The organism is Lentimonas sp. CC4 (assembly GCF_902728235.1).
Classification (GTDB): Bacteria; Verrucomicrobiota; Verrucomicrobiia; order Opitutales; family Coraliomargaritaceae; genus Lentimonas.
The window spans coordinates 2265831-2289063 of sequence record NZ_CACVBO010000001.1 but is presented as its reverse complement, the minus strand read 5'-3'; the positions used below and the strand labels follow the sequence as shown (position 1 = coordinate 2289063).

Sequence of the window (23233 nt, the reverse complement as noted above, 5' to 3'; positions counted from 1 at the left end):
CCCAAAATGCTACAAACACTACGCATATTCCTTTTATTTATCGGCACAAGCCTGCTACTGGATGCTGCCGATGATGCGATTCGCACCCAATTTCAATGTCTGGGATGGGCTCCTATCCCACACCCAGTATACGTCCTTAAAGGGCAAAAGAAAGAATGGATCAAAGTGCCACATCGCGGACTCTCCGCCACCTACGATTACTACGGCCCCAGCCCCATGGTTATCTACAGGGAAGGCACCAATGCAGAAGGCTTGAAGTTTGACCAACCCGTGGCCTCGGTGCCCATTGACAGCAAGCGCTCGGTCTTACTCATTTCGCCCAACGCCGATCGCCTGCAAGTGAAGCGCCTAGACAATGGTCAAATGTTTATGCCCGCACACGTAAGCATCTATAATCTAAGCAACGACTCCCTCGCCTTTGCTCTGGGCGAAGACCGTTTCACACTGCAACCGAATCAAAGCCACTTTGCAGATATGACGAAAGATCTAGAGCTCAACAGTCCCTCTATTCCACAGCTAAAAGCTTCGATCGCAGCGCCCGACCAAGAAGGAAAGTGGAACCTCATCTATCGCAAGCGCTGGCCACTTAGCACCTCGTCCAGCATCCTCGTGTTTGCCATCAACGACAATGAACACGTCAAAGTGCAACTCGTGCGCAATCCAGACGTTAAATAACGCCCAACAGACTCATATACGTATTTTTTACTTCCCCCTGCCGGAAATTGATCTAATGCTTGGTCAACACAGCATATGAAAAAGCCAACTAAAGCCATCGAGAAGACCTACAACTGGGATGATTTCTTTCCCGCCGAACATAGTCACCACGTTTTTCGCTCCAAATTCAATAAGGGCAAAGGCAGCTTCTACCATGCACAGAACTTCTATGACCTAGCATTCGTTGAAGATGGCAAAGGCACGCACGAAATCAACGGACACCGTTACAAAATCTCCAAAGGCGATGTGCTGATCATCACCCCAAAGGATGCACACAAAGTAACGGCCTCCTCTAAGAACGAGCTGTTCATTACGAATATCGGCATGAAGCCCTCTGTCGTCACGCATGCCAAGCGTCGCTACCCAAACCAGTTCAGCTGGTTTCAAATCGACGACATCAGCAAGGCCGCATTCCACCTAGACGAAGAACGCCTCGCTGCCGTGCATGACGCGATCGAGACACTCGCCCTTGAACCACGCGAACCCGCAGCCATCGACCGCTTTATTTTAAACCTCACACCGCTCATTCCGCTACGTTTCCAAGAAACCAAAATCGCTCCAGACTGGCTCGTCAATGCGATGGAAATTTTCCGCGAAGAACGACCACTACCCGAAGGTGTCGATGCGCTCGTGCGCATCAGCGGCAAGACACCCGCGCACGTCTCTCGCAGCATGAAACGCTTCTACGAGCAAACTCCTACCGACTTCGTCAACGACATACGCCTGCAAAGTGTCTCTCATCAACTTTTGATGACAACCAAAAGCGTGGAAGAAATCGCCTACGACTGCGGCTTCAACAACCTGCCACACTTCTTCAAGCTATTCCGCCAAACGTTCACGGTCAGTCCCTTACAATTCCGCCGCGGCCAACAGCAAGGAACTCCAAACCAATAGCCCTAAGAATGCTGGCTATTGCTATTAAATAGATTTTTTAGCCATTTTCATATGCCACGTTGACAAGTGGCCATTTTCACTGAAGCATAGGTAAAATCCCGCAAGGCTGTGCCTTGCCGCGAGCAACCGACCTGCTTCAGCATGAAAAAACGAAATATCATTCTCCTGTGCCCCGATGAAATGAAGGCAACCGCACTCGGTTGCTATGGCAACACACACCCCGTCAGTCCGCACATCGATCAGCTCGCAGCGGAGGCAGCTTATCAATTCGAGCAATGCCACACGGTGCACCCGAAATGCACACCCTCACGCTGCTCATTACTCACCGGCACCTACCCGCATGAGCTCGGGCATCGCACGCTCGACATTCACACGGCTCCACACGAGCCCAACCACATTCGCACCCTCAAGGAGCAGCACGGCTACCAGACAGCACTCATCGGCAAGAACCACGTGGTTGATGCAGAGACAATGCCCCTCACCTTCGACTACCGCATCGATGGACCAGGCAAGCAACAGCTCGAGCCAATCCAAACACCGATGCCCCGCGGGTCATATTGGGTGGGTAAAGATCCAAACAAATACGAAGACTTTAAAGATACCACACAAACCGATTGTGCACTCGAGTGGATTGATCAACTACGCGATCCAGAAAAGCCGTTTTTCCTATGGCTCAATTGGGGACTACCACACCCACCCTACAGTGCTCCTTCAAACTTCTACGGTGTAACTGATCGCTCCAAAATCAAGCTGCCGACATTCGATGATCCAACGGATAAGCCAGGCTACCATAAAGCACTTCACGAAGCATATGGTCTCGATCGCATGACCGACGAGGATTGGATCGAAGTAATCGGGACTTACTACGATATGGTCGCCTTCATTGACCATGAAACCAAACGTATCAATGACTACCTGCATGAAAAAGGCATGGCAGAGGACACCATCGTCGTCTTTTGGTCAGATCATGGGGACTTCGCTGGCGAGCATCAATTGCCCGAAAAGTGGGATACCTCTTTCTACGACTGCATCACCCGAGTCCCGCTCATGATGTGGGGAGGTGGCATCCAGAAAGGATCCTCCGATGCACTCGTCGAGAGTATCGATATATTTCCCACCCTCTTTGAGTTTATGGGATACGCCCCAATCCGAGGCATCGCAGGTCGATCCGCATTGCCGGTAATGAATGGCGACAGCGATACGCATCGCGACTTCGTATTCTGCCAAGGCGGCCAAGAACCAGAGATGCTAAAACTCGTCGTCGCACCAGATGCCAAGCCACGGCCATGCACCGCATACCAGCAAAAACAATCTGCTCTCTACTTAAATACATCGATCAATATAAGAGCAAAAATGATACGAGATCATGATTGGAAATATATCTATCATCAATCGGGCTTTGAAGAACTTTATGACCTAAAGCAAGATCCGGACGAAATCATAAACCTCGCGCATTCAGAACCAAACCACAAACAGCTCCCCCACAGGCGAATGCAACTGATGAACAAGCTCGTCGATGCTGAAACACGCTGGCCGGACCAAGCATACCTAGAGTCCTAACCGCCCTAAAAGGTTATAATTACACAATTTTATACTATTAATGGTCTATTTATATCAATGTAGCATTATTTCCAATTGACGAAGGTAGATACCAGACGATAGGGTATGCGCCCTACCCTCAAATCTACCGCCATGAAATCTTTATACTTCTCCATCTCACTACTCGCGATCCTAAGTGCAACTCAAACACATGCTCAGTTGCACTTTGAGAACGGCAGGACACCAGTCGTCGACTTCACCACTTCAATCAACCAAGTAAACAATTCCGCTTATGCTGGGCGCGGACGATCAGAATCGATGAAGCCCGGCCAATTAGGCGACCAATTCTGGGCAGCCAACGACAATGGCTTTGTCAGCTCAAACATAAGTGGATCCTACGCTGCTGGCATTATAACTGCGGGGGAAACAGACCGAATCAAAGGTGGCTTCTATGCGGCAGAACCGACCCATCCAGGCAATCGCGCCTTCGCTTATTGCCCCGCAAATGACAGGGTCGAAGCCTTTGAATTCCGGATCAAATTCCTCGAAGACACTGATCAATGCTTCGTCAGCTTCGACGCCTTTCTACTACAACAGACAGATCGACGTCGTGTCGGATGGGAGGTTTCTTACGCGATCGATCCACAAGGATTAGCGACTACCGTAGATGAAATGGATACTCTCAACTTCAAGAAACTCCCCTCGCTCGATATTCTAAATACAGAACCATCAGAACTGCACAAATGGACGACACTGGGCAACCTTGAAGGTCATATTAAAGAGCAGCTAAAAGCAGACGATGACCTGATCCTTCGCTTCCGACAAGTCAGTCTCATGGGGATAGGGGGCAAGCGCACCGTTGTAGCGATCGACAACCTTCAAGCCTATCAAGACATACCCGAACCTGCAGCCTATGCGTTGCTCATGGGCCTCCTCGGCTTAAGCCTGCACTGTTTCAAGCGACGCAGACACATAGCTGCTGCCACCTGAAATCGCAAAGCACCGTGTGATGCCAGCACGACCTCTACATGGAATACTGCGAACGCACCTACGAAAACTATTTAAAAGACGGATATAAACGAAATTACTTCGTCAATATATTCGACGTCGGGTTCTACAGCTTCGGGATCAATATCGCATCCCGCGAAGTCATCGTGCCCGCATTACTCATCTACCTCGGGGCAGGCAATGTAGTGCTTTCGCTGATACCATCACTGATGCTGATCGGTTCAACACTGCCGCAACTACTGTTCTCCTCTAAAGTCGAAGGCATGCCTCGCGTCTTTCCCTTCCTGCGTATCATTTGTATTCTGCAGCGTATCCCATGGCTCCTGTTCGCTATCGCCCTGCCGTTGCTAGCAGATCGCCACAACAATGCACTGATCGCACTTTTCATCCTATCGTCTTTGTTTTCGTGGATCATGGCAGGTATCGGCAAGCCCGCGTGGAGCGAACTGATGGCCAAGTCGATGCCATCACACAAGCTCGGCCCACTCTTCAGCCACATGGCACTCATCGGTAGCGCATGCACCATCGCGGGCAGTTTCTTGGTGGGCTACATCATGAAGAACGACGCGCTCGCATTTCCCTACAACTATACCATCATCTTCGGGCTATCCGCCATGATGTTGTGGTTCTCCTTCTTCTTTTTTAATCTGAATCGCGAACCCGCCAGTCGCCCTGCTCACGACTATCAGCACACCGATCTAAGAACCTACCTCGCGAGCCTTCCACAAATTTTCAAGAACGATTCGGATCTAAAGCGCATCACACTCGCCCGCATCTTAGGCCAATCCAACACCATCGCACTCGCATTCTTAATGGTTTACGCGATCAAAGTGGCAGCCTGCAGCAATGCCGATATCGGCCGGTTTGTCATACTCGGCACGATCGGGGCAACAGTGACTTCGATCGCATTCGGCCACCTAAGTGCACGTATCGGCGCTCGTAAATGCCTCATGCTCTCAGCGCTCTTCTGCATCCTAACACTGACCATTCCACTACTCAGTATCTCGATCGCCGCTCTTTCTGTCGCCTTCATTTTTCAAGCGATGAACAAAACCAGCCAGCAGATTTGCAGCGACTTGCTCGTCATCAATCATGCAGGCTCTAAAAAGCGCCCCACGCACATCGCACTCGCTGGCACACTCTCCGCGCCCTTCTTGATCCTCTACGCACTCGGCGCAGCCGCACTCGTTGAGTTCACTGGCTTCACACTCCCATTCCTCATCGCAATTCTCTGTAATATCGGAGCAATACTTGTCCTACTTAAATTGCCCGAGCCCACCAAACACAGCTAAGCACACACATGGAATACGCAGACTCACACAACCTTCCAGAATCTATCCCAGTCTGGCCAACCAACCAGACACCTTACGCATCCTCAGAGGACGATGTGCTCCCACGACTCACCTACTATTTACCCAGTGATGAATACCGCACCGGCCAGTCAATGCTCATCCTCCCTGGTGGTGGCTACGGCATGGTCTCGACCACCAAGGAAGGGCACCGTCCCGCGCAATTCCTAGCCGCCCATGGCATCGCCGCAGCGGTGCTCGAGTATCGCCACTCGCCACAGCGCCACCCCGTGCCACTCCTCGACGCACAACGCGCACTCCGCATCCTACGCCAGCGAGCCAGCGAAACCGACGGCCTCGAGCCCAATCGAGTCGGCTGCATAGGCTTTTCCGCCGGTGGCCACCTCTGCGGCACAGTCGCTACCCAACCAACACACGCCGACGGCTTGCTCGAAGACGCACTCAAAGCAATCGACACACGGCCCGATTGCTTTGCCATGATCTATCCCGTCGTCTGCCTCACACACAACTGCGCGCACCGAGGCTCACGCGATAATCTACTCGGCCCCGGTCACAGCGAAGCAGACGCAGAAGCATTTTCGATTGAGAACAACATCAACACGGGCACGCCTCCTTGCTTTATCGCACATGGACAAAACGATCCATCCGTGCCTGTAGAAAATGCGATCCGCCTCTACCAAGCACTGACCAGCGCCAAGGTCGAAGCCACTATGCACCTCTACGAAAACACCGGCCACGGCATCGGACTCGCCGCCAATCACCCATGGGGCAAGGCACTCTTAGACTGGTTGAAGTTGCGCAACCGCGCGCAGTAAACCGTAGCTGTAATCACTCACATAGAAAAGTCCTCCCCCAGCTATGGCTGGGATTTTTCCGCCCTAGAGCAAGCGTAGCAATGCGACGCCAGTCACATCGACAGAGACAAAGGCCCTACTCCGCAACGCGACCAGGTTCGCCACGGCCAGTGCCCTTGATCCCTAGACGATTATCGCCTAAATCAGCACGCACTTTTGTAGCAATCGCGTTCAGGTGCTGAATGACTTCGATCTGATCCGCAGCCACGTCATTGGCCTCACCCGGATCGAGTTGCAGATTGAACAAGCGCTCAGGCAGCACGGTGTCAGGGTCGCCGAATAACTCGGTCGCCGCAGCAGCATCGTCGCCATATGCATGCCAATGGTCATCCTTCACTTTGCGTGAAAACATGATCTTCCAATCACCGTGACGCAGACCGCAGAGCTTCCCATAGTGGTAATAGAAGAAATGCTCGCGTGGCGACTTCTTCGCGGTGCCGATAAAATACTCTGCCATGTTATGCCCATCATTTGATGGGATGTCTGCTTCTGCGATACCGCACCAAGCCAGCAAGGTCTCGAACAGATCCAGCTGGCTCGACATACCATCGAGCACACGATCCGCAGGTATCACCCCGGGGTAACTCACGATCCCTGGCACACGAAAGCCGCCTTCGTATTGATTTGATTTTTGCCCACGCCACATTCCGGCACTACCGCCTGCAGTATAGTCCACACGGTTCCAAGGCTGCCATGGACCATTATCAGAAGTAAACACCACGATCGTATTATCGCGCAAACCACGCTCATTGAGGTGCTGCAATAAGCGACCGACCTCAAAGTCCAACTCTTCTACCACATCCCCATACGGCCCGGCCTTAGAACGACCGGTAAATGCTGCAGTCGTCGCGAGTGGTTTATGCGGCATCGGGTGCGCCAAATAAATAAAGAATGGCTTCTCGGCGCTAGCATCGATGAATCGAATCGCCTCATCCGTCACACGACGCGAAAGCGTTGCCTGCTCGTAAGGATTCTCAATCACCGCTTCATCGCGTAGGAATACGTAGGGCTCCATATCATTGCTGTAAGGAATTCCATAAAAAGTATCAAAGCCATGGCGTGTCGGTAAAAACTGCGGATGATGGCCAAGGTGCCACTTCCCAATTGCCGCAGTCGCATAGCCTGCACTGGAAAGCACTTCAGCGATCGTCGTCGTGGACTCAGCATCCAAGCCAATCGTCGCGTGTTCATTGACGACTCCATTCAAACCAGTTCTAGGCGGATAGAGCCCCGTCAATAAGGAGGCGCGACTAGGTGTGCAAACCGATGCCGCGGCATAGAAACTAGTCAACCGCACGCCTGATCGTGCCAGTGCATCAATATGTGGCGTTTGAATTTGCGGCGCTCCATAAATACTCAAGTCCGCATATCCCTGATCATCCGTGTAGATCAATAACACATTCGGCTTAGCCGTCTCGGCCGACAACACAGCACAGCAACCAAACATGAACAAAGCGAAGAGCACACGCTGAACAGGGCTATAAATAGAATATCTTACAAATTTCATTTGAAAAATAAATATTCTTCATTGACCTTTAGTCAATAAATTAAGACTTTAAGTATCTCAGGTTTACCAAACCCCTCATTCTAAAGCTCATTTATCTCGCAATAATCACCCCAAGCCCGAACTGACCATATAACATGATCAGCTACAACTAGCGCAAGGGAACAAACCTCTTAGCATATGCATTGGATCGACTACACAGTTATCATCACCGCCCTTCTCGGCATTACCCTCTACGGCTCAATGTTTGCCAAGAAGGCTGGCGGCAGCACCGACGAGTTCATCCTCGGTGGTCGAAAAATGCCCTGGTGGCTCGCAGGCGCCTCGGTCGTCGCGACCGGATTCAACGCTTCGACGCCTCTATCCGATGCGCGCAAGATCCGCACCGATGGGTTCTCGGGACTCTGGTTCACATGGCAAGGGATCATCGTTGGCAGCCTCGCGACTATCTTTTTCTCTCGACTATGGCGCCGCTCGCGATTGACCACAGCGGTCGAATTTTACGACATCCGCTACTCAGGCAAAGCCGCACAATGCGCCCGCACCTATGATGTCGCCGTGCTCGGTATTATTAATGGCTGCATTTGGTCAGCGATCGGCTTAGTTGCCATGAAAAAAATCGCCCGTGTGATGTTTGGCCTACCGGAATATTTCGCCGTCGCAGGTTTGAATATCCCGTCCGACTGGGTCGTCGTCATCGGCACAGTGATTCTCGCACTCACCTATGCCTCCGCTTCGGGTGTGTATGGTGTGGTCTGGACAGACTTAGTCGAACTCATCATCGCAGTCGGCGCGTCTTACTATCTCTTCTTCTTTGTATTCAAAGATGTAGGCTGGAATGTCGGCCTCCGCGACAGCGTGCTCGGCCTCGAAGATGGCATGGGAACAAAACTACTCAGTATGGTTCCTGAATTCGGCCCCGCACTGATCGTGCTATGGTTCATCCAACCACTGATTAGCCTAGGCAATATCAACCCTGGGGTGCAGCGCATGCTCACTGTCAAAGACGAGCGCGAAGTGCTCTACACACACTACTTCTCGACGATTGCGAACTTCGTCATCAAACCTTGGCCGTTCCTTATTTGCGGCCTCGCTTCGATCTTCCTAATTTCTGATGCCTCGTTGATCGAGAACTGGAACCCAATCACCGACACTGCGGGTAACATCATGCCTGACTACGAAATGGCATATCCAGAACTAGTGACACAATACATGCCAGTCGGATTGCTCGGCCTCATGGTCGCCTCCTTCCTATTCGCCTTCATGTCGTCGCTCGACACCAACATCCACATCAGTGGTTCGCTCTTCGTCAATGACCTCTACCGTCCTTATTTAGTCAAAGACAAGAGCCCGAAGCACTACGTCAAAGTCACTCGTATCTTCATGAGCTTACTGACGGTTTCATCAGTTTTAGTCGCCGTATTCGTCGAAGATATTTTGATGCTCATGATCTTTGCCATGACCGTGCACAATTCCTCTGGCCTGATCAAACCACTACGCTGGATCTGGTGGCGCGCCAACGGCATCGCCGAAATCTACGGCCAGGCCGCGGGACTTATCATGGTGGTCCTCATCTTCTTCACTCCAGTGGGCGCCAACCTCGTCGCATGGATCGGCGAACTCACCAACTCCACTCACAACGACGCATTCTATGCGATCCGCGTTATGTGTATCGTCAGCGTCAGTTCGCTGGCCAGCCTGTTTGCGATCTACTTCCACGGCCCTGAGCCCAAAGAAAAGCTCGATAGCTTCTATCGCCGCCTACGCCCATACGGCTACTGGGGTCCTGTCGCAGACCGTAATCCAGACTCCTACCATGGCGACTCTATGCCACTCCTCTGGGGCATGACAATCGTCAGCCTGAGCCTAGCCTTCGGTGCGATCTTCACCTCAGTCGGTTTCTTCCTCGCACTTTGGACACTCTTCACTGTCTCAGCGGTCATCACAGTGCTTTCCGCCGTCGGCGTCATCTACTGCATGCGTAAGCTCTATCCGAAAGGCCATGTCATCGAAGAAGACACTAGCTTCGGCGCATCTTAATCCCATCCAATCTCAATAGATCTCTACATGTCACACACCGTCCGCCCTAAAGCCATTATTCTGATTCAATCCGATCAGCACCGTGCTGATTGCCTCGGTTGCAATGGCCACCCGTTGGTGCAAACGCCCAACATGGATCGGATGGCTGCGAATGGGCTGAATCATAAACAAGCGCACACACCCGCGCCAGTTTGCACGCCAGCCCGCACCTGCCTAGAGACAGGCATGTGGGCTGCCGAGCACGGCACGATTCACAACTGGGATGGCCCGTCGCCCAAATACATACAGCCCGGCATCAACACCTGGGCAAAGGCATTTAGCGAACACGGCTGGAGCTGCGACTATATTGGCCGCTGGCATGTCACTCCTGAGCACACGCCAACGGACTTCGGCTACTGCAGCTATCTCAGTGATCACGATTACAACCAATGGCGCGCAGCGGAGGGGCTTCAATCACTGGATCCCGTCACCTCCGAAATCGGCATCGACGCCTTCCTCGGTTGCACTGATCCACACATCACCGCCGATCAATCCGAGCTCGGTTGGTTAATGGATCGCGCGTTAGATCGCATAACAGAACGCGCCGCCACCGACGCACCGTTCCTCATTCGTCTCGATAGTTTCGCGCCACACCTGCCCAACCGAGTGCCAGAGCCGTATGCCTCGATGTATGCGCCCGACAGCATTGAGCCTTGGGGTAGCTTCGACGATCAATTCGTCAACAAGCCCTACATACAGAAACAACAACTAGAGACCTGGAACATCGCCGACTTCAGCTGGCTAGACTGGGCACCCGTTGTCAGCCGCTACCTCGGCGATATCACCCTACTCGACCATCAAATCGGTCGACTCATGGAGCACCTTGAACAACTCGGCATTCTCGACGACACACTCATCATTTATACGTCTGACCACGGCGACATGTGCGGCGGCCATCGCATGCTCGATAAGCATTTTATTATGTATGACGACGTCACCCGCGTGCCGCTGATCCTACATTGGCCAAACGGTATCAAACAGAACGCCAATATCGAGCACTTCGTCTCACAAGCAATCGATATTCCCGTCACACTCTGCGAAGTCGCCGGCGTGCCCGTGCCTGAAACCTTCAGCGGGCAGTCGCTGCTAGACCCGTCGGTCAAGCCACGCGAAACTATTTACTCCGCCTACGACGGCAATCAGTTCGGCCTTTACACACAACGCATGGTGCGCACCCACGAATGGAAATACGTGTGGAATGCGACCGACATCGACGAACTCTACGATCTGACAAACGATCCACACGAATTAGAGAACCGCATCAAAGACGCCAACTGCACCGAGACCATCAGTGATCTAAGGAAAGAGTTAGCCGCATGGCATAAGCAAACGCACGACCCCATGGACAACCCCTGGGTGCGCGATGCACTACTCTCAGGGCGTGTGCAGTAAGAACACAGACTGTGCGAATCGAACAGTCATACACACACCAATGAAACTCCGCTTTCGCTACGTTGCCTTCCTACTCATAACAATCTCAATGACACACTCAGTAAAGGCCCTTCCCTCAGGAAAGGCTCTAATACCTGACGCATACACAAATCGAGACAGTTGGGAGCAAGTCAAAAAACGCGTGCCAATTGCCAACCCAAGCATGCTAAGTCAGAATCCCGCTTTCGACTTCGTCGAAGCAGACGCAGCGCTTCCAAATGTCTTGCTCATTGGAGATTCGATTTCAATCGGATATACCATCCCCGTTCGAGAGCGACTCGCGGGAAAAGCAAATGTCTATCGCGTCCCGACCAATGGCGGCTGGACGTATCGAGGTCTCCAAGAGTTGAGTCAGTGGCTCAGCGACGTCGAATGGGATGTGATACATTTCAATTGGGGGCTACATGATCTGAAACGTCACAATCCTTTGGTCACAGATGGAGTGGACGATCGCCAGGGGACCGAAGACATCAACGATGACTTTCTGGTTACCCCAGAGTTGTATCGCCAGAATTTGCACAAATTAGTCAGCCAACTGAAGCTGACGAACGCGAAGCTAATCTGGGCTTCGACAACCCCCGTTCCTGGTGGCACTGTCAACCGCATCAGCAGCGATGAGCTCGCGTATAATGCGATTGCCAACGGAGTCATGGCGGCGCACTCCATCGAAATCAATGATTTGCATGCTGCCATGCGCCCACACCTCAAAGAATTTCAAAAAATAAAGGACGTTCATTACACCCCAGAAGGCAGTGCATTCCTTGCAGAACGGGTTGCCCTAAAAATAGAAACTTCTTTGAAGTAGCAGCTGGCTTCGGCGATCCTTTTAGCACGGAGCACTTAGCAAGCAAAGGCCCTCCCACTCGTTGCTGCTCAAAGAATTCAATCGCAAGCTGAAGGAAACCTACTCCTGCGCGACCAATCCAACACCTTCTGAAATAGAAAGGTAAACACGGCATCACGATGCACCCATCTTGCCGTGCGCACCACTGCCCCGCCGACAAAGCGTCTCAATTCAACATAAAGCAGACGATTGACAGATGACATCAACCGCAGAACCCAAGAGAAAATGCTTAAAGCGACGACTCGATTGAATAATACCATCCTGTAACTAAACCTAGTAAAACATCAACCGCCACTCATCGCGAGTTACAAATTCTACCAGAAAAAGCCATCAGTCGGCATAACATAGTCTAAAGCGGCATCGTGTGGCTTTTGCGTAGTTGAGTATAGAGCACATCAATGCGTTTCAGCTGCTCGATCTGATCGGCATCGCCTTTGAACTAGGCCTACAGATGGCGCCTTCACCGAATTTCACGGATAGGTCCCCCTGCAAAAACAACTCGCTTTAAAATCAACAATGCATACTTATGTGATATTTATTGGTTATTAATAACAATATAGCATTTGATGTTTGATATTTATAAATTCTAATATAACTACAATAGATCATGCCCGATACAGAAGTGCGCATTTCCAGAGAAATAACCTCCACTCGCTACTATTTAGAAATACTATGCATATAAAAAAACCACGCCTCTACCTCTCAATGCTCTCTGCCTGCGCATGCTGCGCACTGCTCTCCCCCTTACATGGAGACTCAGCAATTGACTCGTTCATCGGCGCAGACGCCCAAAGCACTTTTAAAGACAACTGGAAACCGAAATTTTGGGCAGCAAAGGGTGCTGGCCCAACAGGGACAGCCACGCTGCAAGCCGATGGCTTACGACTCGTGTCCGACGCGCAACTTGCAGGTCAGCCCTCGCCCGGATTCTCCCTCGCGAATCTCTCACGCCAATCACCCTACATTCGCACCGACAAGGATCTCGACCTCACTCTCAAGGTCAAATTATCCAAGCTCGATGTCACCCCTTATGGCACCTCCCCAGCGGGACGACTCGTCTTTGGTATTGCTGCCGAGAAAAGCAAGCCAGCCATTTTCGCGAAAGTGGGCATGGTGCGCGCAGCAGGTCAGATGACCCTTCATCTCGAAATTACAGCAGAGACGGGTGACGAGCAAACGGTCATTGTTTCAGAAACCTTCCTAGGCAAACGTATCGGTAAAAACACAGACCTGACTTTCGACATTCAGGGCGAAACCGTCGACTTCCTACTTAAGGGCAAGTCACTGATTAACGGCCCCATCAAGCACAACGTCGACCTCGGAGATCCTCGCTTCGCTTCCTACCCGATGAAGCCACAACTCACGGTTTACAAACTCTTCGGTAAAAAAGGACAAGCCGCGATCATTCAGGAATTTGAAATCTCAGGTGAAAGCGTGCGCCTTGGCGACAATGATATCATCGGCGACCAACTTGGCAGCACTGCCTTCCTCGCAGAGCCGGTATTCACCGTCAAAGAAGCACTCACGCCAGAAATTGGGGAGCCTCACACAATCGCACGCGGCTTCTTTGGTATCAACGGCAACCTCTCCGGCCTCGGCTCCGCGCCATGGGACAATGAAGGCTTTAGCCAAGGCATGCGCGATGTAAGCCTCGGCCACATGCGCTACCCTGCCGGCACGATTGGCAACTATTGGGACTGGAACATCGGCTGGCTCGAGCAAGACATCGACTCCAGTCAATTCCTCCACTGGACAAAGCGTCTGGTGCCACAAAAGACCCGCTACACACTTGAAGACTTTGCCAAAGGGCAACGCGAAGTGGGCTTCGAGCCCGTCTTCATGCTCAACATGGTGACACGCGATCTCGAAGATCAACTCAAGCAACTTCACCGCGCGAAAGCAATGGGTATGCCGATCCAATACGTCGAGCTCGGCAACGAATACTACTTCGGTCCTGGCGCGGAACCACTCGTGCACGTCAAGTTCCCAACGCCAGAAAGCTATGCGGAGGGCGCCAACAAATGGGCCGCCGCGATCAAGCGTGATTTCCCTGAAGCGCAAGTAGCCGCAGTCGGCACCGCCGGCGTCTCCAAAGGCACCAGCGAACGGCGTGAAACGTGGAATGCCCGCGTCGCACCCATGCTCTCCGACGACGTCGACGCGATGACCATGCACCCATACTCAGGCATCGGCATGTTTGCCGGACGTCCCGCATCAGGCCATTGGGGCAACGAAGCGCAGCAGCAAAAGCAACGCGAACTACTGCAAGATCCCGCAGCCGTGCAACACGCCATCCTGACCCCAACCAAAGATTGGCTCAAAGTCATGTCACAAACACAGATGGTGGATAAAGAAATCTGGGCAACTGAGTTCAACACCAACGACTGGTTCGGCGGCGTGCGTGGCACATGGACACAGACCATTGCCCTCGGCGCAGCTTACGACGGCTTCCTCCGCGACAAGCGCGTGCAAATGGCGACCCTGCATAATGCAGTCGGCACGGCACTGTTTGCCGCAGTGCATCCCAACGAAGATTCACTCGCAGGTATCCTTCCTGAAAGAGGCCTCAAATCCGATCCATGGAGCCCCACTGCTTGCGGCCTCGCCTCGAAGCTCTTCGCTGACGCTGGCACTGGACGCGACCAAGCCACTCCGATTGATTTCGGCGCAGCGGCAGGCACACAGTTCAAGGGCATTGATCACAACATCCCCATGGTGCGCGGCTGGATCTTCAGCGACAGCAAAGGCGAGCAATCCACACAAGCGATTGTAATCAACTTCACTCCAGAGCCCGTGACCGTGCAATCCGGTGAACTGGCGAAAAAGTTTAGCGAAGCCGTCCAGACAACAAGTCAGCCAGATCGCTACATCGCTACATCAGCCGACGTAGAAGTCACCACAGCGAAAGTTAACGATACGCTCACACTCGCACCCTACTCCTTCACATTGCTGAAGTAGGGCATGCGAGCGGCTAAATACCGCATCATTTAATGTTCATATAGGGTTATATAATAGGGTTAGGGCTGCTTCTTCGGAAGCAGCCCTTTTTCGTGTCCTGGATTTGCTACGAACACTAGTGACAAGATATGTAGTTATCGCGCTTGCGCGCATACCGCAGCGTGCAAGCCACTTACCCCAAGCACTACTCCGCCGCAGGACAGCCGCAAGCGGCGTCACCACAGCTTCAAACATACAAGATGTGTAGTTATCGCGCTTGCGCGCATACCGCAGCGTGCAAGCCACTCACCCCAAGCACTACTCCGCCGCAGGACAGCCGCAAGCGTCGTCACCACAGCTTCAAACATACAAGATGTGTAGTTATCGCGCTGGCGCGCATACCGCAGCGTGCAAGCCACTCACCCCAAGCACCACTCCGCCGCAGGACAGCCGCAAGCGGCGTCACCACAGCTCCAACATACAAGATGTGTGGTTATTGCGCTTGCGCGCATTCCGCAGCGTGCAAGCCACTCACCCCAAGCACCACTCCACCGCAAGACAGGCGCAAACGCCGCCATCACTACTCCAAACGCAGCCCGTCGAACTACTCCTGCGCCGACCAATCCAACACCTTCTGAAAGAGATCGGTAAACACGGCATCGCGATGCACCATCGTTGCCGTGCGCACTACAGATCCCGTCTTCGCATAATCCCACTTCAATGGATCTTCCAACGGCAAATCTAGACTCGGCGCTAACTCACTCGGCACCCAGTCCGGATTCAACAACCAAGCCACCACGGCGATATCCCAAATCACTTTCGACCAGGCACCCTCATGTTCGCGATACTCGCGAAAGATCTTACATAAATAATCGGCCAGCTCCCCCTTGCCCAGCAAGTAAGCTTCCAGCTCATAGGTCGTCATCATCAAGTGATCCGCCACCGGCACGCATGGCACACGCCACACTGCCACACCACTCTGCAACACCGCACGCACCGAATATGGATCTTGGCGCAGGTTGAACTCATAATTATGCGGCCAATGATCCGCGTGACCACCGAGCCAAACCACTACCACATTATCGACGATGTCGGGCGCCAGCAACAAAGCCGAAGCCACATTCGTAATCGCACCAATCGCCATCACATACAACGGCCCCTGCTCGCGCTCGCGCGCGCGCTCGATCAAGTCTTGAACAGCAGGCGTCGCCACTGGCTCAGGCGCATCTTTCAAAAAAGCCAACGAGCCACGATATGCAGGAATACGATCACCTGTCTTCAAAAAGCCAAGCAAGCGCTCAATCTCCTCAAAGCTCTTCTCCATGCCATCGGCCGCACTCTCCGAGCGCTGATTCAAAAACGGCGCCGCATAAATCGCTTCCAATCGCATCCGCTCGGGCGAGAGCACCGTATAAACAATCGCAAACTGATCATCAATTTCGTTGTAGGCATCCGTATCTAATACCACGCGGATCTGTCCTTCGGGAAATTCAAGTAAAGCGTCTCTTTTCAACATACAGCATATAATTCAAATAGGAAACAGCCGTAAAGACTCAAGGTGAGATATTTATACCACAGTATAAGGTTTGCCATTAAAATGACAGAAGCAGGTGTCGGACTGCAATTCTGGGCGGAGCTTGAAGCTGTGGCGACGCCGCTTACGGCTATCCTGCAGCAGAGTCTCGTATGGGATACGTGGCTGCCTCTCCGCAGTATGCGCGCAAGCGCGATAGCCTCACTTCTAAGCTAAAGTAGCAGTGCCATCCTGTCGCTTATAAAACTGAAAAGCAGCTGGACGCACGCTTCTACTGTCAAATCGACACGCCCTTCAGCACGCCTGCGCGGTGCCGAAGCTCAACACGCAGGCGACACATATTTCTCCGACAGGCTACAATACAGACGACACATCGGCTGTGCATCGAGCTGCAGGTGACGCTTTCCTTTGATCGCGTCAATAGTGCTACACAATTTTCCTGCCCCGAATATACAAGGTGACTACGGATCGAAAGACACGCATGCCGATGTAAGATACATCTCCCCACAAGGCCATAATGCAGCAACGCATCAACCACGCTGCAAGTTACCCAGAGAAACCAAATGGGCGTGTCATCCATTGCAGAAAAACTGCGTCCTTCCGCTCGAACATTTCATCATTTATTTCAGAATAACACATAGGCCAAACGCCCAGCCAATACCGTAATAAACAGCATTAGAAGGCATCTCACACGCCACAAAATTATTAGAAAAAAGCATCAAAAAGCCTATTAAAACGACTCAGATCGAATCAACACAGCATTCAATAAGCATTCATTTCGACACTTTACGCAAAAAAAACGTTCTTTCCTATTGACTAGCCCACATCAATACGATCTATTGCAGTTCAACTTCCAAGAAACCCCCAACTAAAAACCCATGCATACACCATTATCCAAAACACTCACACTTGTTGCACCTTTTGCGTTGGCAGCGTCACTATCCCATGCCACACTCGTTAGCGAAGAGTCTTTCTCTTACACGGCTGGCGACCTAAACGGCAACGGCTCAGCTGCAGACGCAGGCTGGGATGGCGCGTGGGTCGATGACCAATCAACAGATGTCCAAGTCGGCGCGTCCAGCTTAAGCTTTGGCTCACTTTCAACAGCTGGTGGCAGCATTTCTAAAAGTGTAAACGGACAACAGTCGCTAACACGTGCAACAACATTCACTCCAGGTGCGAATCCAGACCTATGGATGAGCTTCCTGTTTAGCTTTGACGACGCCCAAGGCGGTCAACTTGCAGGGACGGACATGCTCCACATTGGCTTAGCAAATGCTGACAACTCGGGAAATGATGAAGCTGGCTTACGCATCCAAAGCGACGGATCTAATGGCCTTCTAGCATACCTAGACAACGATGGCAACCTATCCGCAGCATCGTTCGCGATGGCTGAAGCAACAACATACCTGTTCGTGTTCAATATGAACACAGCTGGCAACTTGTCACTAACGATCAATCCAACCAACATAGGATCCACAGATCTCGCGCCATCAGGAGGCACAACAATTGTATCGTCAGAAGCGACTGCAGCCGACAATTACAACTTCTTCCGCATTCGCACACGAAAGGCCGCCAATGACTGGTCAGCAGACGAAATCCGCTTCGGATCATCCTACGCAGATGTTGTGCCCGTCCCAGAGCCCGGCACTTACGCACTCCTCGCGGGCATGTGCGCATTCAGCGCCGTCGCGCTGCGCCGCCGCCAGTCATAACTTTTCATTTAATATATAGGGTTATATTATAGGGTTAGCGGCTACTTCCTTAATTGGGGGTAGCCGCTTTTTTATCCCCACAGCCCAAGGACAAGATCCATAAACGACTAACACTTAAAAGTGATTAGCCCTGCAACCGCTTACCCAAAACCACCCCAAACCACCCAGCCCCCCCCCCAGCTCCCCCATGAACACGCTTCGCCTAGCTGCCACACTTTGCCTGTCGCTCTGCGCTCTGCTTCCCGCAGGTGCCACGATTGCACAGAAAAATATCCTATTCATCATCATCGACGATTTAAACATGGACGTCGGCGTCTACGGAAACGCAGAAGTCTCTACGCCCAATATCGACCAACTCGCCGCCGAAGGCCTCACCTTCGACCGCGCCTACACCAACGGCACGATTTGCAGCGCGAGTCGCAACTCCTTCCTCGCTGGCATCCGCACTAAAAGCGGCAGCCCGACTGATTATGTCTTCAACCAACCGATCAACCCTAATAACGGCAACCCCAACAGCAATTACGTCCCTAATTTCAAGTCGCTCCCACGACACTTTAAAGACAACGGGTTTCATACCGCAGGCATCGGTAAAGTCTTTCACGACATCAGCCATACGACTCCAGGTGACTTTGATGTCACCGTCAGTGAAGAAGACGACGGCGATATAAAAATCCGCGATGAAGACGGAAAACTCATTTCAAATTTCTATCGCGTGGAATCGATCGAGCGAAAGTTCGACTCCGCCACAGACGCTGCCACTGGCGCAGGCACCAACATGGGACGCGACGACGCAGACGAGGAATACATGGACGGTGCCAACTTCCTTGAACTCGAAAAGTTCGTCGAAACCACTTGGGATCGCGAAAAGCCTTTTTTTATTTCCTATGGTATCCATAAACCACATACATCACTGACGTGCCCCAAGCGCTTCTGGGATCTCTACGATCGTGCCAGCCTGACACTGCCAGAGGTTCCAGAGGGATGGGAGCCCCCCAACGCATGGACCCTCGGCGGACATGACGGCGTGACTTTCACTGAAGCCGATTGGCGGCTAGTCATTCACGCCTACTATGCCTGTATTTCATGGGCCGACTATTTAGTCGGCAGTGCCATCCAGCTACTCGAGGATGAGGGCGTCCTCGATAACACACTCATCGTTCTCACGACTGATCATGGCTGGCACAATGGTCGCAACAAGCGCCTCCAAAAGCATATTTTATTAAGTGGAACCACGCAGGTGCCCTTAATCGTTTGGGATCCAGGGACCGTGCCCGCTGGCACTCGCACGGACACCATCGCCGAGCTCGTCGATATCTACCCCACTCTAGTCGACTGGGCAGACCTGCCCCTGCCGGCACACGTCGCAGAGATGGATGGCAAATCGCTCGTCCCCGTGCTCAAAGATCCGAGCATCAACCTACCGTCCAAGGCATTCATCTTCAGAAGCACAAAACATCTTGCAACCCAAGTCAGCGCAAACGGTGAACGCGTGCAGACCGCACGTTACGCATTCGTTCGCTGGAATGTTAGCAATGACACCAATCATATTTACCCAGAAGAGATTTACTACGAGCTCTATGACTCCCTCGCCGATCCAGAAGAATACGTGAATCTCGCTTACGACTCAAACTACCTAGCGATCCGTGATTATCTTGAGCACGTCGTGGACAATCGCACGACCACGCCCTCCACCTACGCACAATGGGAGCTCCTTAATATCCCACCCGACATGGCTCGTGGCCAAGATGGCGATGCCGACGGCGACAACATCACCAACTACATGGAGTGGGCGACCGGCAGCGACCCTCTCAACGGCGCTTCGCGCAAAGTCATCGACTTAACCACACGCACAAACGGTCAGCACGAAGTCGGATTCCGTATTTCCAACAGTCAAAATGGCATCGTCGAGATCATGGCCGATGACGACCTAAACGGACTCGCCGCAACCACTCCCGTTTGGAGCAGCACCGATACAGATGCTTTCAATACCGCGCACCCTGCGGTCATATCCGTCACTGACACCCCTACATACAAAAGCATCGAACTCGATGCCTCACCCACGGAAAACTCCAACCGGCGCTTCTTTATGCTACGCGCGACCGACGCACCTTAAGTAGGTAGGCGTCTTTTTTTGTCTATGAAAATATTGATCACCTTAGCCACGACTCTGATCGGAGCGACACAATCGTGCCCCGCAGTAGCCAATCACCACAACAAAGAAACAACTGCACCACCCTCACTGGAAACGAAGCATACCACTCCAGCGATGAACGCGACAACCTACACTAATCCGATTATTGATGCGAATTTAGCTGATCCATTCATCTACTCAGATGGTGAGACATACTACTTAATTGCCACTGGAGGCGCTCCGGATGGGCGTAAGCTCCCGATCTATTCGTCGAAGGATTTAGTGAACTGGACGTTTCAATGTGGCGCTGTTGAGCGAGGCGATGAAGATGCGTGGAACCGCAACAACTTCTGGGCACCCGAAGTCGTCGTTTACGACAACCGCTACTATCTCTATTACACGGGTTGCCGCGCTGGACTGCCCGGCAATGAAGGCAACCGAGTCGGCCTCGCGATTAGCGATTCACCGCTAGGCCCATTCGTGGATCAAGGTCTCGTCGTCTCGACTCCCTCCCTCGATGGACACGCGTGGCAGGACGACGACGGCCAATGGTATCTTTATTACGTGACTGAATTTGGAGATCCTGAAGGCAAAAAAGCAGGGCAAATCTATGTCGATAAGCTGATCGACATGCGCCGCACCGCAGGCGATCCAAAATGTATCGTCAACTCACATGGCTGGCAAGAAGGCCCCTTCATGTTGAAAAGAGATGACACCTATTATTTAACCTACAGTATCCATGGTTGGAAAACAGATCGCTACCAAGTGCGCTACGCGACCGGTCAGTCGCCACTCGGCCCATTCACCGAAGCAAAAAACAGCCCCATTTTATCCAGCAGCGACACGGTCAAAGGCCCAGGGCACCACATGATCCTAGAAACACCCGAGACCGATTGGATCGTCTATCACGGCTGGGATCCCGAGTTCACTGCCCGCTCGCCACGGATGGATCGAATCTTCCAAAAAGGCGACTCTCTCCACGTAGAAGGACCGACACACACCATGCAATCTTTGGAGAACTTGGATGGGGACGTCCAACATCAAACGTCCAACATTGAACACTCAATAATGAATTAGAATCCCCACTTCCTAATTCCCCAAATGCCCACACAGCTCCAACCGCTTCTAAACAAAGCGATCCTCGCATTCATTTTGCTTACCAATATGAATGCGCAACCGAACATTCAGCAAGAGTGGCTGCACGGCCATGGCACTGATCACGGTGAACATGTGATCGAAGGCATCCAATGCACCGATGGTGGCTACCTCGCCGTTGGTAAAACTGAAGAAAAACTCGGCCGGCATTACGATATACTAATCATCAAAGTGGATGCACTCGGCGCATTGCAATGGCAGCAAATCATCGGGCAACCAAGTCAAAACGACGAAGCCCGCAGCGTTGTCGAAACAGATGACGGCTACGTGATCGCCGGCTGCCTCGGGCTAGACAAAACACGCAGTCAGCCAGCCATCATCAAACTCGACAAAAACGGCGCCCCCCTGTGGAGACAGAGCTACCCTTGCAACCGCAGCGGCGCATTACGCAGCATCGCAAGAGCCACTGAGGACACATTTGTTGCCACTGGCTATATCGACAGCCCACGCCCCCAAATCCCATTCATCGCCGAAGACTCCACTGGCCTACTAATAAAAATCGATAGCAGTGGATCTCCGATCTGGGAGCGCGCGCTGACCACTGTCGCTCAAGGCAGCAAAGTCAAAGTCGACCCGCACACAGACGGCTACGCAATAGCCAGCACCATCTGGAGCGCAACCAACGACATCGACCATCAAGATGCCTTGCTACTGCTCACTGATGTTCAAGGCATGACTCAAAGGTCTTATCACATCGGCAGCACTGCCGACGAGCAATGCTACGACTTCGCAATCACACAAACGGGCTATGCACTCGCGGGTCACCGCAGAGCCAACGCAGAATCGGGATGGGACGTCTGGCTACAAAACATATCAACCTCAGGAGAAACGATATGGGAGCAGCACTTTGCAGAGCTCATTGGTGGTAATCCTCACTTAATCTTCGACGAATGCTACGGCATACAAATCGATACCAATGGCAGCTTCTGGCTCGCCGCGGGTTCTGGCATTGAGCCTGAAAATGTCACCGACTCCAACGATCCGTTTAACACATGGGCAGCCATCGTCCTAAAAATCGCGCCCAGTGGCCATAAGATCGCACAATACATCCATCACACACCACACGCAGGCCATAACGCAGCAGAATACTTACAACTCACAAGCGATGGTGGTTGTATCGTATTTCTGGATACCGACAACACTGGCACCACTGAAGAATCAAACTTTGGTTTTTTGAAACTGCAGAGACCCACCGATCAATTGCCAGACAAGCGAAGATGAATGTATCACCTACAGAAGCAATGTGGTTATCGCGCTTGCGCGTATATGCAGAGCCCAAGCCACTCACCACAAGCACCACTCCGACGCAGGACAGCCGCAAGCGACGTCACCACACTTCCGCTCGGCCACCAACCAATACAATGTGGTTATCGCGCTTGCGCGTATATGCAGAGCCCAAGCCACTCACCACAAGCACCACTCCGACGCAGGACAGCCGCAAGCGCCGTCACCACACTTCCGCTCGGTCACCCAACCAATACAATGTGGTTATCGCGCTTACGCGTATATGCAGAGCCCAAGCCACTCACCACAAGCACCACTCCGACGCAGGACAGCCGCAAGCGGCGTCACCACAATTCCGCT

16 protein-coding genes are annotated in these 23233 nt (G+C 52.4%); 14 read left to right on the top strand and 2 right to left on the bottom strand.

Features of this window, described 5'->3' with window-relative positions; translation table 11 throughout:
• The first annotated feature begins 6 nt into the window (after positions 1-6).
• From GZZ87_RS09950 to GZZ87_RS09925, 6 genes are all read left to right on the top strand, one after another.
• The gene (locus tag GZZ87_RS09950) at positions 7-675 is read left to right on the top strand and encodes a hypothetical protein (protein WP_162051265.1); all 669 of its coding nucleotides are present in this window, start codon (positions 7-9) and stop codon (positions 673-675) included.
• Positions 676-750: 75 nt separating this feature from the next.
• Positions 751-1608, top strand: coding sequence for a helix-turn-helix domain-containing protein (locus GZZ87_RS09945; RefSeq protein WP_162027210.1), 858 nt, complete (start codon positions 751-753; stop codon positions 1606-1608).
• A 141-nt stretch (positions 1609-1749) separates the two neighbouring features.
• Entirely contained in the window at positions 1750-3168 is a 1419-nt protein-coding gene (locus GZZ87_RS09940) for a sulfatase-like hydrolase/transferase (protein WP_162027209.1), read from the top strand.
• Between the two features lie 132 nt (positions 3169-3300).
• Positions 3301-4137: a hypothetical protein gene (locus GZZ87_RS09935; protein WP_162027208.1), complete on the top strand. Its 837-nt coding sequence runs from the start codon at positions 3301-3303 to the stop codon at positions 4135-4137.
• A 38-nt stretch (positions 4138-4175) separates the two neighbouring features.
• Positions 4176-5447: an MFS transporter gene (locus GZZ87_RS09930; RefSeq protein ID WP_162027207.1), complete on the top strand. Its 1272-nt coding sequence runs from the start codon at positions 4176-4178 to the stop codon at positions 5445-5447.
• 8 nt (positions 5448-5455) lie between these two features.
• The gene (locus tag GZZ87_RS09925) at positions 5456-6280 is read left to right on the top strand and encodes an alpha/beta hydrolase (protein WP_162027206.1); all 825 of its coding nucleotides are present in this window, start codon (positions 5456-5458) and stop codon (positions 6278-6280) included.
• Between the two features lie 115 nt (positions 6281-6395).
• Here the strand turns inward: GZZ87_RS09925 and GZZ87_RS09920 are convergent, their stop codons facing one another.
• On the bottom strand, positions 6396-7826 hold the full coding sequence (locus tag GZZ87_RS09920) for a sulfatase (RefSeq protein ID WP_162027205.1): 1431 nt from the start codon (positions 7824-7826) through the stop codon (positions 6396-6398).
• Positions 7827-8003: 177 nt separating this feature from the next.
• Between GZZ87_RS09920 and GZZ87_RS09915 the strand changes: the two genes are divergently transcribed.
• From GZZ87_RS09915 to GZZ87_RS09900, 4 genes are all read left to right on the top strand, one after another.
• A complete protein-coding gene (locus GZZ87_RS09915; protein ID WP_162027204.1) occupies positions 8004-9863 on the top strand; it encodes a hypothetical protein in 1860 nt (619 codons plus the stop codon).
• A 27-nt stretch (positions 9864-9890) separates the two neighbouring features.
• Positions 9891-11294: a sulfatase-like hydrolase/transferase gene (locus tag GZZ87_RS09910; RefSeq protein ID WP_162027203.1), complete on the top strand. Its 1404-nt coding sequence runs from the start codon at positions 9891-9893 to the stop codon at positions 11292-11294.
• Between the two features lie 88 nt (positions 11295-11382).
• Positions 11383-12138 carry an SGNH/GDSL hydrolase family protein gene (locus tag GZZ87_RS09905; protein ID WP_162027202.1) on the top strand — a complete coding sequence of 252 codons (756 nt, stop codon included), beginning with the start codon at positions 11383-11385 and terminating at the stop codon, positions 12136-12138.
• A gap of 711 nt (positions 12139-12849) precedes the next feature.
• Positions 12850-15135 carry a hypothetical protein gene (locus GZZ87_RS09900; protein ID WP_162027201.1) on the top strand — a complete coding sequence of 762 codons (2286 nt, stop codon included), beginning with the start codon at positions 12850-12852 and terminating at the stop codon, positions 15133-15135.
• 583 nt (positions 15136-15718) lie between these two features.
• On the opposite strand, the gene GZZ87_RS09895 is transcribed toward GZZ87_RS09900, so the two are convergent.
• A complete protein-coding gene (locus tag GZZ87_RS09895; protein ID WP_162028253.1) occupies positions 15719-16630 on the bottom strand; it encodes a nucleoside hydrolase in 912 nt (303 codons plus the stop codon).
• 896 nt (positions 16631-17526) lie between these two features.
• Between GZZ87_RS09895 and GZZ87_RS09890 the strand changes: the two genes are divergently transcribed.
• From GZZ87_RS09890 to GZZ87_RS09875, 4 genes are all read left to right on the top strand, one after another.
• A complete protein-coding gene (locus tag GZZ87_RS09890) occupies positions 17527-18363 on the top strand; it encodes a PEP-CTERM sorting domain-containing protein (protein ID WP_162028252.1) in 837 nt (278 codons plus the stop codon).
• Positions 18364-18550: 187 nt separating this feature from the next.
• Positions 18551-20476 (top strand): sulfatase, encoded by a 1926-nt coding sequence (locus tag GZZ87_RS09885; protein WP_162028251.1) that lies wholly within the window; start codon positions 18551-18553, stop codon positions 20474-20476.
• Between the two features lie 24 nt (positions 20477-20500).
• Positions 20501-21571 carry a glycoside hydrolase family 43 protein gene (locus tag GZZ87_RS09880; RefSeq protein ID WP_162028250.1) on the top strand — a complete coding sequence of 357 codons (1071 nt, stop codon included), beginning with the start codon at positions 20501-20503 and terminating at the stop codon, positions 21569-21571.
• A gap of 24 nt (positions 21572-21595) precedes the next feature.
• Positions 21596-22870 carry a hypothetical protein gene (locus GZZ87_RS09875; protein ID WP_162028249.1) on the top strand — a complete coding sequence of 425 codons (1275 nt, stop codon included), beginning with the start codon at positions 21596-21598 and terminating at the stop codon, positions 22868-22870.
• Positions 22871-23233 lie beyond the last annotated feature (363 nt).